Annotated in this window: 20 protein-coding genes and 1 tRNA gene; 2 read left to right on the top strand and 19 right to left on the bottom strand. The window is 49.3% G+C overall.

The window, feature by feature from the left end; translation table 11 throughout:
* Positions 1-256: 256 nt before the first annotated feature.
* The 5 genes from ABID47_RS21575 to rpsF form a co-directional block, all read right to left on the bottom strand.
* Positions 257-1,777 (bottom strand): response regulator transcription factor, encoded by a 1,521-nt coding sequence (locus ABID47_RS21575; protein ID WP_354500416.1) that lies wholly within the window; start codon positions 1,775-1,777, stop codon positions 257-259.
* Entirely contained in the window at positions 1,770-3,605 is a 1,836-nt protein-coding gene (locus ABID47_RS21570; RefSeq protein WP_354499770.1) for a sensor histidine kinase, read from the bottom strand. Before ABID47_RS21570 ends, ABID47_RS21575 begins: the two co-directional genes overlap by 8 nt.
* Before the next feature lie 326 nt (positions 3,606-3,931).
* Positions 3,932-4,204: a 30S ribosomal protein S18 gene (gene rpsR, locus ABID47_RS21565; RefSeq protein WP_076172485.1), complete on the bottom strand. Its 273-nt coding sequence runs from the start codon at positions 4,202-4,204 to the stop codon at positions 3,932-3,934.
* A gap of 21 nt (positions 4,205-4,225) precedes the next feature.
* On the bottom strand, positions 4,226-4,702 hold the full coding sequence (ssb, locus tag ABID47_RS21560; RefSeq protein ID WP_354499768.1) for a single-stranded DNA-binding protein: 477 nt from the start codon (positions 4,700-4,702) through the stop codon (positions 4,226-4,228).
* 50 nt (positions 4,703-4,752) lie between these two features.
* The gene (gene rpsF / locus ABID47_RS21555; protein WP_076172488.1) at positions 4,753-5,040 is read right to left on the bottom strand and encodes a 30S ribosomal protein S6; all 288 of its coding nucleotides are present in this window, start codon (positions 5,038-5,040) and stop codon (positions 4,753-4,755) included.
* A gap of 201 nt (positions 5,041-5,241) precedes the next feature.
* On the opposite strand from rpsF, the gene ABID47_RS21550 reads away from it, so the two are divergent.
* Positions 5,242-5,436: a YjzC family protein gene (locus ABID47_RS21550; protein WP_076172489.1), complete on the top strand. Its 195-nt coding sequence runs from the start codon at positions 5,242-5,244 to the stop codon at positions 5,434-5,436.
* 439 nt (positions 5,437-5,875) lie between these two features.
* On the opposite strand, the gene ABID47_RS21545 is transcribed toward ABID47_RS21550, so the two are convergent.
* From ABID47_RS21545 to ABID47_RS21530, 4 genes are all read right to left on the bottom strand, one after another.
* Positions 5,876-5,966, bottom strand: a tRNA-Ser gene (locus ABID47_RS21545).
* A 67-nt stretch (positions 5,967-6,033) separates the two neighbouring features.
* Entirely contained in the window at positions 6,034-6,252 is a 219-nt protein-coding gene (locus ABID47_RS21540) for a DUF951 domain-containing protein (protein WP_354499765.1), read from the bottom strand.
* A gap of 2 nt (positions 6,253-6,254) precedes the next feature.
* Positions 6,255-7,184, bottom strand: coding sequence for a mechanosensitive ion channel family protein (locus ABID47_RS21535; RefSeq protein WP_435530655.1), 930 nt, complete (start codon positions 7,182-7,184; stop codon positions 6,255-6,257).
* Positions 7,185-7,190: 6 nt separating this feature from the next.
* Complete coding sequence (locus ABID47_RS21530; RefSeq protein ID WP_354500414.1) at positions 7,191-7,451, bottom strand: DUF3343 domain-containing protein; 261 nt, start codon at positions 7,449-7,451, stop codon at positions 7,191-7,193.
* A 144-nt stretch (positions 7,452-7,595) separates the two neighbouring features.
* Between ABID47_RS21530 and yyaC the strand changes: the two genes are divergently transcribed.
* On the top strand, positions 7,596-8,201 hold the full coding sequence (gene yyaC / locus ABID47_RS21525; RefSeq protein WP_076172492.1) for a spore protease YyaC: 606 nt from the start codon (positions 7,596-7,598) through the stop codon (positions 8,199-8,201).
* Here the strand turns inward: yyaC and ABID47_RS21520 are convergent.
* The 10 genes from ABID47_RS21520 to ABID47_RS21475 form a co-directional block, all read right to left on the bottom strand.
* Positions 8,176-8,676, bottom strand: coding sequence for a DUF4446 family protein (locus ABID47_RS21520; RefSeq protein WP_354499763.1), 501 nt, complete (start codon positions 8,674-8,676; stop codon positions 8,176-8,178). The genes yyaC and ABID47_RS21520 overlap by 26 nt on opposite strands.
* Positions 8,677-8,884: 208 nt before the next feature.
* Positions 8,885-10,033: an aminotransferase class V-fold PLP-dependent enzyme gene (locus ABID47_RS21515; protein WP_354499761.1), complete on the bottom strand. Its 1,149-nt coding sequence runs from the start codon at positions 10,031-10,033 to the stop codon at positions 8,885-8,887.
* A 92-nt stretch (positions 10,034-10,125) separates the two neighbouring features.
* A complete protein-coding gene (locus tag ABID47_RS21510; RefSeq protein ID WP_354499759.1) occupies positions 10,126-10,965 on the bottom strand; it encodes a ParB/RepB/Spo0J family partition protein in 840 nt (279 codons plus the stop codon).
* A complete protein-coding gene (locus ABID47_RS21505; RefSeq protein ID WP_076172495.1) occupies positions 10,958-11,719 on the bottom strand; it encodes a ParA family protein in 762 nt (253 codons plus the stop codon). Before ABID47_RS21505 ends, ABID47_RS21510 begins: the two co-directional genes overlap by 8 nt.
* Positions 11,720-12,124: 405 nt before the next feature.
* Positions 12,125-12,940: a nucleoid occlusion protein gene (gene noc, locus ABID47_RS21500; protein ID WP_152399719.1), complete on the bottom strand. Its 816-nt coding sequence runs from the start codon at positions 12,938-12,940 to the stop codon at positions 12,125-12,127.
* Between the two features lie 743 nt (positions 12,941-13,683).
* Positions 13,684-14,406, bottom strand: a complete 723-nt coding sequence (gene rsmG / locus ABID47_RS21495; RefSeq protein WP_354499756.1) for a 16S rRNA (guanine(527)-N(7))-methyltransferase RsmG — start codon at positions 14,404-14,406, stop codon at positions 13,684-13,686.
* Positions 14,407-14,409: 3 nt separating this feature from the next.
* The gene (mnmG, locus tag ABID47_RS21490) at positions 14,410-16,296 is read right to left on the bottom strand and encodes a tRNA uridine-5-carboxymethylaminomethyl(34) synthesis enzyme MnmG (RefSeq protein WP_076172498.1); all 1,887 of its coding nucleotides are present in this window, start codon (positions 16,294-16,296) and stop codon (positions 14,410-14,412) included.
* Between the two features lie 59 nt (positions 16,297-16,355).
* Positions 16,356-17,732: a tRNA uridine-5-carboxymethylaminomethyl(34) synthesis GTPase MnmE gene (gene mnmE, locus ABID47_RS21485; RefSeq protein ID WP_105445365.1), complete on the bottom strand. Its 1,377-nt coding sequence runs from the start codon at positions 17,730-17,732 to the stop codon at positions 16,356-16,358.
* 191 nt (positions 17,733-17,923) lie between these two features.
* Positions 17,924-18,628, bottom strand: coding sequence for an RNA-binding cell elongation regulator Jag/EloR (jag, locus tag ABID47_RS21480; protein WP_251678506.1), 705 nt, complete (start codon positions 18,626-18,628; stop codon positions 17,924-17,926).
* A complete protein-coding gene (locus ABID47_RS21475) occupies positions 18,625-19,518 on the bottom strand; it encodes a YidC/Oxa1 family membrane protein insertase (RefSeq protein ID WP_116233181.1) in 894 nt (297 codons plus the stop codon). The genes jag and ABID47_RS21475 overlap by 4 nt, the downstream gene beginning before the upstream one ends.
* Positions 19,519-19,577 lie beyond the last annotated feature (59 nt).

Here is a 19,577-nt window from a genome sequence, read left to right as displayed (position 1 = left end):
CGGTTTGTTTAACTAAGATAACCTTAACGGATGTAAGCCGTTACAAAAAGAAGATAAACTAAATAAAACCGTGTACAAATTAAAGAAAAGGTTTTCTTTTTGTCTAAATTTGTCATTTCTTCAGTGAAACGCTTACTTTTATTGTTTTTCTTTCATTTTCATTTGGTTTTTTCTGCATCAAACGTCACAAAAAAACCCTAAACCGGATGAGATGGTAGGTGTTTAGTCTCATCTGATTCAGGGTGTCTCCAGCCGGTTAACCCAGCCCCTTGTAATCCGTCGGCGAGATCCCGACATATTTCCTGAACTGTTTATAAAAATATCCGGTCTCCCAGTAGCCTACGTTCCGCGCGATCTCCTGCACCTTGAGGTTCGTGTTCTTCAGCTGCTGCTTCGCCTTTTCGATCCGGAACTTATTGATGTACTCGGCGAACGTTTCTCCGGTTTCCTTATGAAACAGCTGTCCCAGATACACCGGATGGATATGATACTGCGCCCCCAGTGTCTTCAGCGACAGTTCGTCCGCATAATGATTGTGAATATGGACCAGCACCTGATTCACAACGGGGTTCTTCATATCCTGTAGCAGCGACTGGACCGCAGCCCCAGCCACGTCCTGCAGAGCAGTAATGAGATCCTGGAGCGAGGAGCTGTCCCGGACCCTGCCTAAGCCGTTCTTGAATATATCCGACTCATCCGTATGCTTGATCTGCTCAAGCTCCATTTTAAAGCGAATCACCAGCTCCAGGGCCGCGTTCAGCAGATCCTCCGGGCGGATATGTCCCGCCTTCTGCATCTGCTCAAAGTCGTCTTGGATTTTTCGATTCAGCCCGGCCTCGTCCCTCGCCAGAATCAGCTTGGCGTATTCGTCCCAAGCGATGGCGATATGCCGCTCCGGGCCGCCGCTATTCTCCTCCAGGCTGGTGTAGTCGATGATCCGCCGATCCGGAAATACCATAAAATACTCCAGCGACTGCTTGGCCTCCTTGTAGCTGACTGAAGCCTCTTCAGGCAGGCTCACCGCCGAGCCGACACCGATATGCACCGTGCAGCCCTGCCTCGCTAAATCAGCCTCCAGCTGCTCCAATGCTGTCATCAGACGAGCTTTCCCCTCCTGTGGGTTCTCCAGACTTCCAATAAGGACAGTATCCCCATCCACATCGCGGAATAGCGTCAGCTCCGTGCTGTCTTCCAGCAAATCGTCAACCTGCCCGAACAACGCCTCATCGGCTGCAGTCCGAAGCACCGCCACGGCCATATAAGGCCGGTCCAAGTTCACGCCAAGCAGATCGGCTCTTTCTATAAATTCCGGAGGGGCGATCTGCCCGTTCATCCAGCGATAGAGCGTATTGTCCTTCAAAATTTGCACATCAAACGCGCTGTACAATCCACTCGCCCTCGTACTGTCCAGCTTGGACACGGTATTGCGGAGCGTCGATTCCAATTCCTCCACATTGATCGGCTTCAGCAAGTAGTTCTCGATACCGAGCCTCATCCCCTGCTTCAAGTAATCGAACTCGTTGTATCCGCTTAGGATGATCACCTTGAGGTCGCTGCGGGTTTTGCGAGCCTCGCCGATCAGACTCAGGCCGTCCAACACCGGCATGGAAATATCCGTAATCAGCACATCCACGGGCGTAGACGCCATCACCTCGAGCGCCTGGCGGCCATTCTCTGCGTGCCCGACGATCTCCAGCCCTAGCGCTGCCCAATCCAAAATATCGTACAGCCCTTCGATAATGAACGGCTCATCATCCACAATAAACACCTTATACATCTTCAGCATCCGTCCCTTCCCGGTTAGGATAACGTACGGTGACAACCGTACCGACTCCAGGCCGACTGTCAATTTCCACCCCGTAAGCCGGACCGTACAAAAACTGGAGCCGGCTGTGCACGCTGCGCAGCCCAAACATTTCGCCGGACTCCTCCGGCTTGCCGAGCTCTTCATGGATTTCAGCCAGGCGCTCAGGCGTGATACCTTTGCCATTATCCGTAATCACAGCCACCAGCATATCGCCTTCTTCCCTCACCCGAATGTCCAGATGATTATCGTCGCGATTGGTCTGGATGCCGTGAACGATATAGTTTTCGATCAGCGGCTGCAGCGACAGCCTCATGACCGATTTGCCCTGCAGCGCCGGGTCTGAATCGATCGTATAGCTGAACTTCTCCTTATAACGGATCCGGAACAGCTCCAGATACAAGCGGCATGCCTCCAGCTCATCCTTGAGCGTGTAAATCTTTTTCTGCTTCACCAGGCTTTTGAAAAGCACGGACAAACTATAGATCATTTCCCCGACATCCTTAGCCCCTTGGGAAATGGCTCGCATCCGGATCACTTCAAGTGTATTGTACAAAAAGTGAGGATTGATCCGCGCCTGCAGCGCCACCAGCTCCGTCTGCTTCTGTTTAATTTCGGCTTTGTACACCCGCTCGATATACAGGTTCAGCTCGTCCAGCATGTCGTTAAAGCTTCGGGAAATCTGGCCAAGCTCGTCTTCTCCCGGGTTATCGATCCGTGCGGACAAATCCCCGTTTTTTACCTTGCGCGTAATCCTAATAATCCGGTTCGTCCGATTGGCGAAATTAATCACAAAAAAGGCCGGGAAAAAGATCGCAAACAATATACAGATCCCGCTGATCGTTATAATCGTTTTCCGGATACCTGAATAGCTGGCCTCCACGTCCTTTTTCGGAACCGCACCAATCACGACGTATCCGTTGTCAGCCGAAGTCAGCTTGTTGATATACATTCGGCTGCTGATCTCAGCCGGGCGGGTATTTCCACCGTCATACAGCGAGTCGGTCACATCCATATAAGGATAGGTCTTCCCATAATATTTCCCTTCCGAATCATACAAAACCTTGCCGTCCGCGGAAAGCACCGCAATATCCCCTTTGAAGCTGTCCTTATAGCTGGTCAGAGCATCGGTGATACCGCCCGAATCCAAATAAACGAGAAACTGCCCTGCATTTTTGAGCTGCCGGTTATTGATCGGTACCCGGATGGCGTACAGCTCCGGCGCCCACTGGTCCGCCGCCTTCCGGATCCAGTAATTCGGAGCGGTGATGCCCTTATAATCCATCGCCATAACGTCCGGAATATAGGAGTGGGTCATATCGGTGGTCAGCTGCTTATACTGCTTGTTTGGCTTGAACACAGACAGAAACTGCTTCTCTGAACTGTACAGCATGATGTTGCGGATATCTCCGTTTTCGTCCATCACCTGCTGGAAATACTGCAGCGGGTCCGTCGAGTTGTTGTTCGTTTCGTTGTAAAACTGGTCCATCCGATGCTGGACATATTGCGAATAAGGATGCTCCATCAAAAAGGAAATGTTCGAGAACAGCATTTCGTTCCGGTACATATCCCTGGCAATATTCTCTACCGACTGGTAGCGCTGATCCAGATACCGGCTGACATTTTCCATCGCAGCCTTCTGGTTGTTGAGTTCCTTCTCCACGATCGATTGGGATAGGGAAGAGAACATCAGATAGGACAGAATCACGATTGTCAGAATGGCAATGATCGTGAAAATCAGCAGAATCCTCATGAACATGTTATTTTTAAAATAATTCCTGTAGATTCTGCCCAGTCCCATCGTAATCCCCCTTTTCGCCGTTTTTCCATTATATCATACCCTCATTGATCGTTAAGGAACATGCTGTTTACGAAGCCTGTTTGCGAATCAATCCAGCCGGAACTTCACTATCATGAAATTGCCCGGGAAATGGAAAGCTGTGCCCTGCCCTTTCCTACGGGTACGCTTACAACCTTACCGCCACTGCTTGATGCAGCAATAACACTATGATAACTTTTTCGTTTCCCGTAAGACAAATGGAATAATTTTGAACATGTTCATCACAGCAAAAAAGCCAGCACCTGGGATGTCCAAGGTACTGGCTTTCTCGCTCGCCATGATACAGATTACTCTGTAGTGTATGGCAGCAACGCGATTTGACGGGAGCGTTTGATCGCAATCGTCAGCATGCGTTGGTATTTTGCACTAGTTCCGGTTACACGGCGAGGCAAAATTTTACCGCGTTCGCTGATAAATTTCTTCAGCAGATCGGTATCTTTATAGTCAATGTGAGTAATTTTGTTCACAGTGAAGAAGCACACTTTACGACGTTTGTTACGGCCGCCGCGGCGAGCCGGTCTTTTATCGTTGTCTCCGCCTTCTCTTTGTTTAAAAGCCATGCTGTTTCAGTCCTTTCCTTATTAAAATGGCAAATCATCATCCGAAATATCAATCGGTTTTCCGTCATCGGAAAAAGGATCCTGATTGGAATTGTTCCGCGAGTAGCTGTTACCGCCACGTCCGCCGCCATCGTAGGAAGGCTCCTCACGCGGGGTGCTTCCGCCTCCACCGCCTTCACGGTTGGATTCCAGGAAACGTACGTTATCGGCAATGACTTCGGTGACGTATACACGTTTACCTTCGTTATTCTCGTAATTCCGTACCTGGATGCGCCCTTCTACAGCCGTCAGACGGCCTTTGCGCAGATAATTGGCGCAGGTCTCAGCAAGCTGTCTCCATGTGACCACCGGAATAAAGTCCGCCTCACGCTCTCCGCCTTGCGCCGTAAACGGGCGATCTACAGCGAGCGTAAACTGCGTTACGGCTACCCCTGAAGGTGTATAGCGCAGTTCCGGATCCCGGGTCAACCGGCCGATCAAAATAACACGGTTCAACAATCGAGTCCCCTCCTTTGAGCGAATTTCATCACTAATTCCGTAAACGGATATTAAGCAACAACGTCAAGCGTAATGAGATAACGAATCACTTCGTCAGAAATTTTCATGAGGCGCTCAAGTTCGGCTACAACGTCAGGGTTGGCGCTGAAGTTAACCAGAACAAAAGTACCGTCACGGAATTTGTTGATCTCATACGCAAGGCGGCGTTTACCCATCACTTCATGCTTAGTGATTTCTCCACCGTTGGAGATGATGCCTTGGAATTTTTCGACTGCGGCTTGAACAGCATCTTGTTCAATGTCAGGACGAATAATGTACATCACTTCGTATTTGCGCATATGTTTCACCTCCTTATGGACTTCGGCCCCTGATCATGTCAGGAGCAAGGAACGAGTCTAAACTCGCACCATATTAATATATCAAATTGGCCCAATGATTGCAAGTACAATGCCGTATTGATCCTGTTCCACACATGATTCTCCGCCAAGGGTACACACTACAGAGGCAGTCCATTTTAACGATTAAAGGAGGCCTTGTCCATGGGTGAAAGAACCGAATTCGAACCAGGCGACAAAGCGCCGAACCCCGGCGTATACATGGAGGTTGGTGAAAACAGCTTCCACACTGAAATCACGGATCCGCAGCGGGTCGAGCTGGCTAAGGGCGATACCTTTCCAGAGACCTCGAAGAAAGACCGCAAATGGAAACGGATGACGAAAGCGCGGGTCCACTAATTTTACAAATGGATGCATAAGCGCACGAAAACTGCGCATATTACAATCAGGCGGTGCTTGAGAGAGGTGTGGTTCCGTTGGACATGATCAACGCAACAAAGCACAGGAAGTCAGAAACAGCACGTTCAAGAAGCGGAGGGAAGTGCTAAAAACACTTTATTGTCTAAAGCAAAGATTTGCTAAAGGCTGACCCGAGTTTCACTTGCTGAAGTGTTGTGTGGATGAATTCCAAAAAATCATGGCATCGCCTGCCAAATGGGAGGACCTTATGGGTCCTCCTTTGGTTTGTATATAGCCGTAATGCCGCTTCCCATCTCTTTATTATGAAAGCAAAGGATCATAAAGTGAAATGCTCCAACAACTAAGAAAACCTCCAGTTTCTTCAACTGAAGGTTTTCGCCGTATGTATTCTATGCGCAGTCACTTAAATAAGGGAATGTGGCGGAAAGAGAGGGATTCGAACCCTCGCACGCCTTGCGACGCCTAACTGATTTCGAGTCAGCCCCCTTAGACCTCTTGGGTACCTTTCCGCAGCAAAATTGATTATAGCACATGTCCATCATTTGTGCAAGCCCTTTACCCCAAAGCTATTTATTTCTAAGCCTGCCCTTCCGTTCCGTCTTCCGATTTCGAACGAAGCACCTTTTTCATATTTTTCTCAAACTTCGCCCGTGGGATCAATACGCTGTGCTGACAGCCGACGCATTTGATCCGGATATCCATTCCCATGCGGATAATTTCCATTTCGTTACTGCCGCATGGGTGGTTTTTCTTCATTTGGACGATATCTCCGAGCTGAAACACTTTACGTTCCACCGTTATCCTTCCCCCATTTCGTTGTTCCCTTCTTTGCCTGCCGCTAGCTCGGCCTGTGCCTGTTTCATCATGTCCTCGTATTCCAAAGCCTGCTTCACGTCGGCCTGAATCTGCCGTTCGACATCTCCTTTGGTGTTCGGCATGCACTCGGCTACGATCCGGATGACGTATTCACTCGTGTTCAAGGATTGCACCCCGAGTACATTCGGCACTGAAATGACATTAGGATCCCGCTGCTGAATGCCGGTAAGCGCCTGTTTAATCAGGGCTACGGTTTCTTCCAGATTTCGCTCGTTTTTCATGGGAAGGTCAACAACCGCGAGCGCATTGGATAAGGAGTAGTTCGTTACGCTGGCGATGGAACCGTTAGGCAAAATATAAACTTCCCCGGTAGGGCTTACGATGCGTGTGGTCCGAAGGCCGATCATCTCTACGGTGCCTTTGAAGGTCCCTGTCTGGATAACGTCCCCTACCGCAAATTGGTCTTCTAATATAATGAAGAATCCGGTAATCACATCTTTAACCAAACTTTGTGCGCCAAAACCTATGGCCAAACCAAGCACCCCTGCTCCCGCAAGGAGCGGCCCCAAATGAAAGTTGAACTCCGACAGAATCAGGAGCACCATAATAAAATTACAGGTGACCGCCGTTACGTTTTTCAGCAGCTCGGCTACCGTGGCGAACCTCCGCGGATTGACGTTCATCCGGCTCTGCTCCTGTCTCGCCAGGGATTTGTCTATGATTTTGGAGACAACCCGTATAATGACGCGGGAAACAAAAAACAGAATGATGATCCGAATGCCTGAAAACAGCACATTGGTCCACATATCTACATTCGTCACCCAATCCAGAAATTTATCGCCGATATTTACCGCCTGCTTGACAGCCTGCTCTGGATTGGGAATGGTCTCCTCCAGCCAAAACTTACTCAATCAACTCTACCTCCTATCCTCGATGCTCTTATATCCCTCTGTGCTGTCTTTGAAGTAGATTCCCCGAATCTCCACCTGCTCCAGCTGGATGATCGTCTGTACGCTATCCAGCTGGTCCGGCGGGAACTGGATCGATAATGCACAGCCCGCTGTAATTTCCTTTGGGGTAGGAAATAAATCAATTTCAACCTCCGCATATTCAAGCAGCATCTCAGCGCGCAGCGCCTGCTGTGTCGAATCAAAAGCAATCAGCATCCAGGTTTCCATCTCCGCCGCCATCCGTTTCTCCCCCACCTTGATTTGTGCTGCATTCGTCAGAATTACTTTTTCTATGGAATTCCTGCATGAAGTATAAAAACCCTCTTCCTTCCATATACTAGTTACTACCAAATGCAAGGAGAGGAAGATTCTATGACTCAGTGGCCAAAAACGTCTCCCAAACAGGAGCCTACATGCTTAAAAATACCACATACCGACCCTGAAATCCATTCCGCTATTATTCATCGTCTTCTGTTTCATCTCTCTCAAGCCGGGGAAAATCAACAGGTTATCGTTGTATGTATCGGTACCGACCGGTCCACAGGCGACTGCCTCGGTCCTTTGGTAGGCACTGCATTGGCCCGGTATAAAAGTCCATGGTTTCACTTGTTTGGCACGCTGGACGAGCCTGTGCATGCCGTTAACCTCCAGGAGACGCTCTCCTCGATCTATTCGCTGTATGACAATCCATTTGTCATCGGCATCGATGCGTGTCTTGGACAATCCTCCAGCGTAGGCTGCATTCAAGTCGCCAACGGCCCGCTCAAACCCGGCGCTGGCGTACATAAAGAATTACCGCCGGTTGGCGATATCCATTTGACGGGTATCGTTAATGTCGGCGGCTTTATGGAATATTTTGTATTGCAAAACACCAGGCTGAGCTTGGTGATGCGTTTGTCCGAAATTATTGCCTCAAGCCTTCATTCCGCCATTAAGGAATGGAAAGCCCGTACTACGCTTTTTGCAAGGCTAGAGTAATCGCCTCTACCTCTTCCGGTGAAAGGGGATAAGTCGACTGCCCGGCTTCTACCGGTTTGGCATAAACATAGGAGCTGTCACGGCTGTACAGCGCAGTGATGACGATTCCACTTCTATCGGCATCAACGATCGCAATCGAAAAGCTTAGATCGCTCCCCCGTTCGCTGAATGCATTGTAACGTTTAATACCGATATTACCTTTGATCGTTTGAAGCTTGTTCAATGCCAGTGACAAGGATTCACGCTGCTGCTGCTGCTCATCCTCCACGCTGTCCACCTGTGTCTTTAGATCGATGAGCAGTGTTTCTAAATCCTCTACCCCGCTGCCGGCCATCATCGTTTCGTATTTTCGGCGAACTTTTCTAAGCTTTGCCCCTTGTGTCAGCACCAACACGAGCAAGATCAAAATGAGGAGTACGATCCCGCCAATGATTCCTGGTAATTGTTCGCTGATTAAATCATTTAAGTCCGACATGCTGTTCATTCCTTTTCCTCAATCTTGACCTACCCGTTTCCAAGACGTATCGTGATCCCATATATTCATGGTCCTTGATACTATACGGTTAAAAATCACAAACATTCATTCTGCCGGTTGTCCCTTCAGCTTTAGGGGAGAACCGGTTTTGTCTTGCCATCGATGTTTGATTACAAATAGACTTCGAGGCTTGCGTCAGGCCATCAAGTTAACGAACCAGTTCGCGCATCGCTTCAACCATCCGTTGAACTTCCTGCTCCGTGCTGTTCGCACCTACACTCGCCCTCACTGCTCCGGTCTTATCCGTTCGTACCGCATAATGAGCCAACGGCGTACAGTGCATCCCCGCCCTCACTGCGATTCCATATTGCCGGTCCAAGCGGAAGGCGATTTCCGTAGAATCCCGGCCCTCGATCGTAAAGGCCACGATTCCGGTCCTTTCCTTTCCTTGTGCAGGACCAAGCAAGTTCATACCTGGCAGACCCTTCAACCCATCGATCATCATTTGTGTCAACGCCCATTCATGCTCATAAATCCGCTGAGGGGTTTCCCTAAGCACATACTCTACCCCTGCTCTTAGCCCGGCAATTCCGACCGTGTTCAAGGTCCCCGCTTCATACCGGTCCGGCCTTACGCTGGGCATTTCCTTTTCCTCCGATTGGCTGCCCGTTCCTCCGTGGATCAGCGGCTCCAGTTCGATTTCCGGCGATAAGTAAAGCCCTCCTGTCCCTTGCGGACCGAGCAGCCCTTTATGGCCCGGAAAAGCCAACATGTCGATGCAGCAGGACTCCACATCAATGTCCAGCACGCCGGCGCTTTGTGCAGCATCTACCAAGAATACTGCCCCACTGCTGCGTGCCAGCTCACCAATTCGCTGGATTGGCAGAATACTTCCCAACAGATTCGAGCTATGGCTGCAAACCACCAGCCTCGGATTTTTGGATAAACATGCCTCCAACTGCTGCATGTCCAGTTCTCCTTGATCATTTACCCCAATGTAATCCACTTGAATATCCAGTGTCCGCATTAAATATTCCAACGGTCTCCGCACGGAGTTGTGTTCGATCATCGTCGCAACGACATAGTCACCGGACTTCAAGATTCCTTTGATCGCCATATTCAATGCCTGGGTTGTGTTATAGGTGAAAATGATGTTATTCGGGTTCTTCACCCGAAACAACTGAGCCAGCACCCGGCGGGTCTCAAAGAGAACCCTGCTCGCTTGCACGGCCATTTGATGACTCCCTCGTCCTGGATTCGCTGCCGCTTCCTCCATCGCCTTTTGCATGGCTGCCAGAACACCAGGCGGTTTCGGCCAGGAAGTCGCTGCATGATCCAGATATACAACTGCGTTCATATCCCGTTTCACTCCGATCCAAGGAACAAAGAATGACGCATCTTCGGTCCTTTTCAGGAATCACCTAGACGCGTCATCCCATCCACTGATCTTTATTGCAACAACTCCAGCAGCCGTTCCAGGTCCTGTTTGCTGTAATAGTTCAATTCGATTTTGCCTTTATCTTTGTTCTGCTTGATCTTCACTGTCGTTCTAAACCGCTCCCGCAGCGACTCTTCCAAGTTATCGATATATGGATCGCGCTTTTTGACTTTCACCTTGTTCTTATCCGCCGGTTTCCGATCGAGCTGTTTCACAGCCTCCTCAAGATCCCGTACGCTCCACTCATTGTTAACACATTGCTTCGCCAACTGCTTGATGAGGGACGAATCCTTGAGACCAACCAACGCTCTCGCATGGCCCATGGAAATTGTTCCACGTGAAACATAGTCTTTGACTTCATCCGGTAAAGCCAACAAACGAAGGAAGTTTGCTATATGGGATCTGGATTTTCCCACTTTCAACGACAGCTCTTCCTGCGTCAGTGAGTATTGATCCATCAAGCCCTGGTAAGCAACAGCCACTTCCATCGCATTTAAATTCTCGCGCTGCAGGTTTTCAATCAAGGCAATCTCCATCACCTGCTGATCGCTGAATGTGCGAACCACAGCCGGGATGGTGGCCTTGCCGCAGTATTGCGAAGCTCTAAAGCGCCGCTCCCCTGCAATAATTTCATATCCTTTGAGCACGCTGCGTACAACAATCGGTTGAATGACCCCATGCTGACGAATCGATTCGGCCAATTCCTGAATTGATTCCTCGTTAAAGTCCTTGCGCGGCTGGTAAGGATTGGCACGAAGTTGGCTGAGTGGGATTTCTACGATTTTGTCATCTTCATTAATCGAAAGTGAAGGAATTAAAGCATCGAGCCCTTTACCCAATCGTTTACTCATACGAAATCACTTCCTTTGCCAACTCTAAATATACCTCAGCGCCTTTCGAACGCGGATCATACGTAATGATCGACTGGCCATGGGACGGAGCTTCACTAAGTCGAATATTTCTCGGAATGATCGTTTGGTACACTTTTTCCTGAAAGTATTTCTTTACTTCTTCAATCACCTGAATCCCCAAATTCGTCCGAGCATCCAGCATGGTAAGCAGAACGCCTTCAATTCGGAGCGAAGTGTTCAAATGCTTCTGGACGAGACGAATTGAATTCAGCAGCTGGCTTAATCCTTCAAGGGCATAGTATTCGCACTGAATAGGAATAATGACCGAGTCAGCGGCAGTAAGTGAGTTAATAGTAAGTATACCAAGAGACGGCGGACAATCGATTAAAATATAGTCATAATTTGCTTTCACCAACTGAAGCGACTTTTTGAGCCGAAGCTCCCTTGAAATGGTCGGTACCAGTTCAATTTCCGCTCCAGCCAATTGAATCGTTGCCGGAATAATATGAAGTCCTTCGATTTGCGTTTGCAGGATCGCATCCTTGGGATGTACATCATTGATAATCACATCATAAATGCAGTTCGCTACATCCGCTTTATTGACACCTACCCCACTGGTTGTATTGCCTTGGGGATCGATATCGACGAGCAGCACCCTTTTTCCGAGCGAAGCCAATCCTGCACCGAGATTGACGGAGGTTGTCGTCTTGCCGACTCCGCCCTTTTGATTTGCTATGGCAATAATTTTGGACACTCAATTCACCTCTATGTGTATGAAGACTCTTCTTGTAGGTCGCGGGATTGTGATCATCAGCAAAACAAACGGCTGCAAATACCTGTATGCCCTCGGCGGTACATCAGAAGTACCGGTGTTTCAAGTATACAGATACGCAGAAACGGCTTCGCCCTGCAGTAGTGCGCTTCCCCTTGCTGGAATAACAAGAAAAACCTTTACTCAATTATTCGGACATCATCAATGAACAACTTTGATTTCAGAACATTGACGAGAAAAATGGGAGATGCGAACATTCCCCCTCCCCCTCTATTCTTCCATCTTATGAAATTCAGCTGCCTGGAACCTATGATTTCGTGGTTTAGAGCATAAATTCATTATGACTTCCTAAAAAAAGCGGCCGCTTAGCCGCTAAGCTCCATCGTATTAGCGCTTAGGAATTTTGATCACGATCTCATAATGATCCTCATGATCGTTTTCCTGCGTTTTAATGGCCATCCCGGATCCAGACACCATATCGATGGATTGGCGAATCGTGTTCAGCGCCAACCGGACGTCCTTGGAGTAAGAGATGCGCTTTGCCTTTTTAATTTTTGCCGATTCCTTGTAAAAGGCAACTCTAGCCTCCGTTTGTTTCACGTTCAGCTCTTTGGATACAATCTCAGCCAGCACTTTCAGCTGCAGTTCCTCGGTATCGAGGGACAATAACGCGCGGGCGTGCCGCTCAGTAATTTTGCGCTCCATCAGTGCATTTTTCACTTCATCCGGAAGATGAAGCAGCCGGATTTTATTGGCAATCGTTGATTGGCTTTTCCCAAGGCGCTGCGCCAAGCTCTCCTGCGTAAGCTGATGAAGGTCAATGAGCTTTTGATAGGCAACGGCTTCCTCGATGGAAGTCAGGCCTTCACGCTGGAGGTTCTCGATCAATGCAATGGAAGCAGCTTGGGAATCATTGAATTCACGGACAATGGCGGGAATGGTCTCCAAACCGAGTTTGGAAACGGCACGCCAGCGCCGTTCACCGGCAATAATCTCGTATTTGGCATTACGGATACGAACAACAATGGGCTGGATCACCCCATGCGTCTTGATCGTTTGACAGAGTTCGTCGATTTTATCGTCATCAAAAATGGTCCGGGGCTGGTAAGGACTGCTTACGATTTCCGCCACCGGAATTTGCTTTACTTCGTCCCCATTGCTTCGTTCCGTCAAACCAAACAATTTAGAAAATTGTTCTTTCATTCCGTATATTACCACCTAAATTCGTAATAGCACCGCTAGAGCACCTAACAACAATCTACAGGTCATCGAGATATCCATGTTGGATATGGGTAACAACTAACCCTTGAGCTTTGACAGCTGCAATCCAGACATAGAGAGTCGTTCAATGACTTCAAAATGGAAGATGAGAATCGTCAGATCCGAACGTAATTTATGTATAAGGTTCACATGACTGAACGGTCTGACAGTCAGACCACTTACCAACGATCATCCCTCTCTATCATACCATTTGAAGCCAGTTCATAGAATACAGTTTATACTCTATTCTACCACTTTTCTTCATATAATCCTATTCTCCAAAGTTCCCGATTTTTCCTGCCATTTATCCATTTTTTCACATTGGGAAAAGCATTAATATAAGGAACGTCAAAGAAGACAACCCGCTTCTAGCAGAAGCATTTCTTGCGATTGTACAGTGATTCGGCACCGTTATATTTATCTCTCTATAATTTTAGTAAAGCGGCTATCGCTGTATCTTTATAGAGGACAGACCGTGTATTTCAGAAGTTTTCTTGAAATTATATAGGATCGAACAGCTCCGCTGAAAATTAATGTTTTATAATCTAAAAAAAGAGGACTGTTCCACGTGAAACAATCCTCTTCATTTTATAAATATGACTTGGTTTCAGACAGTTCGATGATAGGAAGTCAGTCGACTGCACACCCCATAGGGTCTGATGCAGCTTGCTGAAACCAGTTTTTTCTTATACTAAAGGCGATTTAACCGCAGTTCCGGCCTTTCTCGGATATTTGCCTGGGGTAGGCGCAGTCTTACGGATCTGGACAATATGGCGAGCCGATTCCTCTACAGGTAGCAAGAAGCGTTCTACTTCGATCACCTTCCCCCGCAGTTCCTTCAAGCTTTTGGCTGCCTCCTGTACTTCCTCCGCCGGATCGCTTCCTTTCATCGCCGCAAACAGACCGTTCACTTTGACGAAGGGGAGACAGAACTCATTCAGGACGGCCTGCCTGGCTACTGCTCGGGCGGTAACGAGATCGAAGTGATCACGGTACCCCGCCTTCCTTCCCCAATCCTCGGCCCGGCCATGGAGAAGTTCTACATCCTTAAGTCCAGTCTCCTGCACAATGTGCTGCAAGAAGGAAATGCGCTTGTTTAACGAGTCGATAATCGTCAGCTTCAAGTGTGGAAAACAAATCTTCAGCGGGATTCCCGGGAATCCCGCCCCCGAGCCAATATCGGCTAGTGTTCCGATCTCCTCCATGTTCACATAAAAAGCCAGGGAGATGGAATCATAGAAATGCTTGGTGTACACTTGCTCCCGCTCGGTAATCCCGGTAAGGTTCATTTTCTCATTCCATTCGACCAGTTCCTTGAAATAAATTTCAAATTGTTCCAACTGGGATGGTTCGAGCGTAATGCCATGTTCTTTTAAACGCTGCACAAATTGCTCTTGTATCGGATCCATTCGTTAACCTCTTGCCGCTGTAACGCGATTATAGTGTTCCAGATATACCAGCAGAATCGAGATATCCGCCGGCGTCACGCCGGAAATGCGTGAAGCTTGACCGATCGAAATCGGACGGATGCTGCTGAGCTTTTGACGAGCCTCGATGGCGATACCTTGAACATCGTTATAGTCGATCGATTCCGGAATCTTCTTCTTATCCATCTTTTGCAGACGTTCCACATGGATCAGCTGCTTTTCGATATACCCTGCATACTTGATTTGAATTTCCACCTGCTCCTTCATTTCTTCCGTTAGTTCATATGGCGAAGGTGAAATTTGTTCAATATGGCTGTGGGTTACTTCTGGACGGCGTAGAATGGTCAGCAGGTTGCTGCCATCCTGAATCGGGGCGGAACCGATCGATTCCAACAGTGCATTCACATGGGAAGGACCCACCTTCGTTGAACGTAAGCGTTCGATTTCCAGCTCCACCTTTTCCTTCTTATCCAAAAACTTCGCGAACCGTTCCTCCGAGATCAGACCGATTTCATGCCCCACCGGCGTCAACCGCAGATCGGCATTGTCATGGCGAAGCAGCAGTCTGTATTCCGCACGGGAAGTCAGCAGACGGTAAGGCTCGTTGGTACCCTTCGTCACGAGGTCGTCGATCAGAACTCCGATATAGCCTTGCGAACGGTCCAGAATGACCGGTTCCTTGCCCTGTACTTTGCGCGCGGCGTTAATGCCGGCCATGATGCCTTGACCTGCAGCTTCTTCGTAACCGGAGGTTCCGTTAATTTGACCGGCGGTGAACAAGCCCGGCATCTTCTTCGTTTCCAGAGACGGCCACAGCTGCGTCGGCACCATAGCGTCATATTCAATCGCATAACCGTTGCGCATCATTTCAACCTTTTCCAAGCCAGGGATACTGCGCAGCATCGCCAGCTGAACGTCTTCAGGCATACTGGTGGACAGCCCTTGGACATAATATTCAGAGGTGTTCTTGCCTTCCGGCTCGAGGAAAATTTGATGCTTCGGCTTGTCGCTGAAGCGCACGATCTTATCCTCAATCGACGGGCAGTAACGTGGTCCTGTTCCTTCAATAATACCGGAGAACATCGGCGCACGGTGCAGGTTCTCGTTAATAATGCGGTGGGTTTCCACCGAAGTATACGTCAGCCAGCAAGGAAGCTGCTCATTATCGGAAGACTCTGTTTCATAAGAGAAAAATTTAGGTTTCTCATCACCCGGTTGAATTTCGGTCTTTGAAAAGTCAATGGTGGACTTGTGTACACGCGGGGGCGTGCCGGTCTTGAAGCGAACGAGATCGAAGCCCAGCTCGCGCAGATTTTCCGCCAGCTTCACCGAAGGCTGTTGGTTGTTCGGACCGCTTTCGTAGGTCAGCTCACCCATAATGACTTTACCGCGAAGATACGTGCCGGTAGTCAGCACCGTAGATTTTGCACGGTACGAGGTGCCGGTTTTCGTCACCACGCCGACGCAGACGCCGTCTTCAACAATCAGCTGTTCCACCATGCCTTGACGCATCGTCAGGTTCGGTTCTTTCTCCATCGTTTCCTTCATCGTTTGTTGATACAGGAACTTGTCGGCTTGCGCACGCAGCGCATGCACCGCCGGCCCCTTCCCTGTGTTCAGCATCCGCATTTGGATAAACGTTTTATCAATATTACGGCCCATTTCGCCGCCCAGCGCATCGATTTCACGGACGACATGCCCTTTGGCCGGTCCCCCGATCGAAGGGTTGCACGGCATAAATGCGACCATGTCCAGATTGATGGTAATCATCAGTGTATTGCAGCCCATCCGCGCTGCGGCCAAAGCCGCTTCACAGCCGGCATGACCTGCGCCGATGACGATAACATCATAGCTGCCTCCATCATAACTCATCGGACAAACCTCCTTTATTTTTCTGAAAATAAATACATGAATCTATATGAACGAACGACTTATTTACCTAAACAGAACTGGGAGAAAATTTGATCCAGCAGCGTTTCGGCCGCCGTATCGCCTGTGATCTCACCAAGCTGTTCCCAAGCAAGACGGACATCGATCTGGATCATGTCGATCGGAATGAATTGATCCGCCGCTTCGTAGGCATCCTGAAGCGATTTGTACGCCTTTTTAAGGAGAGCGATATGCCGGACGTTGCTGACATAAGTCAGATCGCCCGACTCCAGCTTCCCGCTGAAAAAGAGCGATGAAATCGCCTTTTCCAAAAGATCGATCCCCTCTTCGGTCATCACCGACATTGGGACGATCAATTCATCCGGATAGTACCTGGACAGCAGATCCCTGTCCAATTGCGAAGGTAAGTCCATTTTATTCATAATGACGATGGATTGTCTACCACGGATTTGTTCCATTAATTCCAGTTCGTCCTCATGCAGCGGTTCGCTTGCATTCAGCACGAGCAGGATGAGATCGGCTTCTGTGACCGCATGCTTCGAGCGCTCCACACCGATTTTCTCCACGACGTCCATCGTTTCCCGAATTCCTGCCGTGTCCAGCAGCTTGAGCGGAATGTTATTGATCGTGACGAACTCCTCGATGACATCCCGCGTCGTGCCTGGAATATCGGTCACAATGGCACGGTTCGTATGCGCCAGCGCATTCAACAGCGAAGACTTGCCCACGTTTGGACGTCCGACAATCGCCGTGGTGATGCCCTCGCGTAAAATCTTCCCTTCTTCGGCGGTCTTCAGCAGCTTTTGGATACCTTCCATAACTTCGCTGCTTTTCTGCTTAATGAACTCTGCCGTCAGCGATTCCACATCATGCTCCGGGTAATCGATATTGACTTCGATGTGAGCCATCGTTTCCACCAAGGTGTGGCGCAGCTCCCCGATTTTCTGGGACAAAGATCCCTCTACCTGCTTCAATGCGATCGAGAAGGCACGGTCCGACTTGGACCGGATCAGGTCGATTACCGCTTCGGCCTGGGAAAGGTCGATCCGGCCGTTCAAAAAGGCCCGCTTGGTGAACTCGCCCGGCTCGGCCAGACGGATCTCCAGCTGCAGCAGCAGATCCATCACCCGTTTGACCGAAATCACGCCGCCGTGCGTGCTGATCTCCACCACATCTTCCGTGGTAAAAGACCGCGGCGCCCGCATCACGGTGACAAGCACCTCCTCCACCCGCTCCTGGGTGTCCGGGTCGACGATATGCCCATAATGAACCGTATGCGACTCCGCCTTCGTTAACGCCGTTTTGCTGTGAAAAATCCGTTCGACCTCAGAAATCGAGTCCGGTCCGCTCACGCGGATAACGGCGATTCCCGCTTCCCCTACAGCTGTCGATATCGCTGCGATTGTATCTGTAAGCAAGGCTATCACCTCTTTTTTCTATATTAAACGTTCATCCGTTTCTGTTAGCTCTATTGTTGCCATAACAAGACGTATCAAGACCTGCGACGCCTGGACCCGGCGCCTCCCGGTGACCCCATTCAAGATTCAAAAAAAACAATGACTTCATAAGCTAAAGGTAAGCTCAATAAAGTCATTGTACAGTTCTCTCTTTACTTTATCGTAATGACTACGCGCCGGTTGGGCTCTTCCCCTTTACTGTAGGTCTTCACCTGCGGATGATCCTGCAGCTTAGAGTGGATCACCTTCCGCTCCTGCGGGGACATCGGTTCAAGAACGACCTCTTTATGGGTCCGAATCACCCGTCCCGCCAACCGGTCGGCCAAATCCTCCAGCGTTTTCTTCCGGCGCTCCCGGAAGTTCTCGGCATCGAGCACAAGCCGCACGTAACTGCTTGACACCCGGTTCGCCACAATGTTAGCCAAATACTGCAAGGCGTCGAGGGTTTGTCCTCTTCTGCCGATGATCAGTCCCAAATCGGGACCGAAAATATGAAGTGTCGTAGCATCCCTCGCGTGCTGGATTTCAACGCTCACATCCAGCCCCATGCTCTTTCCGACGTCAATGATAAACTCGGCAGCCGTTTCGTAAGGGTCCTTCTCTTCTTCCTCTAAGGAAGCTTCGGGTTCAAGTAAATCTAGTGGCAAAGGTTTCGCCGTCTCCACTGGTTCCGGTGCGGGCTCAGGCAGCAGTGTAAGTTCCACCTTTGCTTCCTTGACACCGATCAGTCCCAGGAATCCTTTTGACGGCTGCGATACGATTTGGACCGTGACCCGATCGCGGCTTACCCCAAGCTGGGCCAGCCCTTGGTTTACAGCATCTTCAACGGTTTTTCCTGAAGCGACGACTTTGCTCATTTAGATTTTTTTGCCCCCTTCTTCCCTTTGTTATTTCCTTTACCGCCTTTGTTGCTGCTACCTTTGTTGCCAGACTTGGCATTTGCATTTCCTCCAGCAGAAGAAACGGCAGCTACGTTCGCAGTCGTATTGTTGTTACGATACAGGAAGTAGTTCTGGATAATAGTGTACAGGTTACTGTAAATCCAGTACAGCGGCAATGCGGATGGGAACTGGTAAGACATGAAGAAAATCAAAACCGGATACACCAGCATCATAAATTGCATGGCACCCTGCTGCGGGCTCGGGTTCATCTTCAACATCATGCGGGACTGCAGGAATGTCGTTGCAGCGGCCAGCAGCGGCAGGATGAACGTATGGTCCGGCTTACCCAATTGGAGCCACAGGAACGAGTGGTCACGAAGATGCGAGTTGTACACGATGGAATTATAGAGTGCGATAAAAACCGGCATTTGGATAATCAGCGGCAGACATCCCGCCATCGGATTAACCCTGTTCTCCTGAAACAGCTTCATCGTTTCCTGCTGCTGTTTCTCCGGCTGATCCTTATACTTCTCTTTTATCTTTGCAAGTTCAGGCTGAATCGCTTGCATCGCCTTGGAACTTCTAACCTGCTTAATGGACAACGGCAGAATAATCGTACGGACGATAATCACCATCACGAGAACGGCTAAGCCGTAAGCTCCGCCAAACCAACCGGCGAACGTATCTAATGCGAGCGAGAAATAATAAACGACGTTAGCCTGCCAAAAGCCGCCTTCCTTCATTTCTTCTGTAGTATGCGTCACAGTGTTGCCTGTTCCGCACCCAGCTAAAACAACCACTGCGAGCATCATCACAGCGATGAGGAGGATCCATTTCCTGCCTCGGCTAGTCTTAAGTAGCGACACTTCATAACCCCTCTCTTAACGCTTCCATTCACCGTAAATCATACCATAATTAATTGGAC

Source organism: Paenibacillus favisporus (assembly GCF_040545415.1).
Classification (GTDB): domain Bacteria; phylum Bacillota; class Bacilli; order Paenibacillales; family Paenibacillaceae; genus Paenibacillus_AQ; species Paenibacillus_AQ favisporus.
The sequence above is the reverse complement of the archived record's forward strand: the minus strand, read 5'-3'. Positions and strand labels throughout refer to the sequence as shown.